Source organism: Salinibius halmophilus (assembly GCF_003577475.1).
Classification (GTDB): domain Bacteria; phylum Pseudomonadota; class Gammaproteobacteria; order Pseudomonadales; family Natronospirillaceae; genus Salinibius; species Salinibius halmophilus.
In genome coordinates this window covers 1-1,269 of sequence record NZ_QPEP01000024.1, presented here as the reverse complement: position 1 = coordinate 1,269, position 1,269 = coordinate 1, and the positions used below count along the sequence as shown (strand labels likewise).

At 47.4% G+C, this 1,269-nt stretch carries 1 protein-coding gene; it reads right to left on the bottom strand.

Annotated features, from left to right (window positions below):
• Window positions 1–147: 147 nt before the first annotated feature.
• The gene (locus tag DUW71_RS17455) at window positions 148–1,194 is read right to left on the bottom strand and encodes an IS5 family transposase (RefSeq protein WP_119396561.1); all 1,047 of its coding nucleotides are present in this window, start codon (window positions 1,192–1,194) and stop codon (window positions 148–150) included.
• Window positions 1,195–1,269: the final 75 nt, after the last annotated feature.

The following is a 1,269-nucleotide window of genomic DNA, read 5'->3' as shown; positions in this document are numbered from 1 at the left end:
GGGAACCTCTAAAAAGACCCACAAATCAACGCATATCGAATATGAATTGCTAAAAATCCAAAAAATGAGCTGATCCGATGCTCGAACCAGTACTTTCTTAGCCATTTCTGGCTTTTTTCTGCTCATTTCAGAGCAGCTCGCCTAATTTTAGGCGCACTTACCCCGATGAATCGGCGTTTTATGTTTGAGTAAATGGCCAAACCTGCGCACGTTGTACACCAGGTTGCTCATCGTGATGGCGAGCGTTGCCCGAGCAATGCCTACCGAGCGAATGCCAAACTTGCTACCATGACGCTTGATATCGCCAAAGACGTGCTCAACTCGCACTCTGGTTTTTGATTTGGTGTGATTTCCCGCCTCTATTCGCCTATCGTTTTTGCCTTCTTTGGTTTTACGGTTACGTTTGTGGATTTCGCTTTTAAACCCTCGCCTCGCGAGCATCTCTTCATTTGCTTGGCTTTGATAGGCACTGTCGGCATACACTTTCCCGTTACTATTGTTGGCGTCGACTAGCTCATCCAGTTCATGTCCATCATGTTTGTTGGCAGGCGTCGTTAACTGGCTGCGAATGATCTTGTGCTCGTTATCAATTGCAATGTGATTCTTGTACCCGTAATAGCTTTTATTGTGCTTTTTGGTCCAGCGGCTATCAGGGTCATGTTGCTGGCGAACCTTGCTTGGTAACTCGGCGTCCTCTTCAACGCCGTGGCGCTTTTTTAAGCGCTCCTCCGATGATCGCTTGGGTGTTTCGATGATGCTTGCATCGACGATTGTGCCACCTCTGGCGTAGTAGCCTGCCTGCTCAATTTGTGCGAGCAACTTATCGAACACGCGGTCTAGTAGTTTCGTCTTCGAGAAGCAGTCTTCGTAGTGCCATACTGTTTTGGCATCGGGAACGTTCTGATCGATACCAAGTCCTAAAAAGCGCCGGAACGACAAGCGATCAGTGACTTGAAACTCAACCTGGTCATGCGATAAGCCGTAATAGTGGCGCAAGAAAATAGCTTTAAACATGACAACCAGGTCTTGGGGCGGGCGGCCACCTTTGCGCGGATCATGTGACTTTCTGACTTCAGATAGGTCAGCACGGAAGTCTTCCCAATCAACGATTTCATTGAGCTTAGCGAGAGGGTCGTTAAGCTGATCAAGCTTAAGTGCGGTTTTGTCTTGGAAAAACAAGCTAGATTGTTGCATGATATCCAGTCACGAGGTCAATTTTACTCGGCGTATATTTTAACCTGTTTTTTCGGAGGTTTTTAGAGGTGCCCT

Bases quoted from the DNA above. Each gene is read 5' to 3' on its own strand.
- DUW71_RS17455 (WP_119396561.1), bottom strand. From the start codon at position 1,194: ATGCAACAATCTAGCTTGTTTTTCCAAGACAAAACCGCACTTAAGCTT.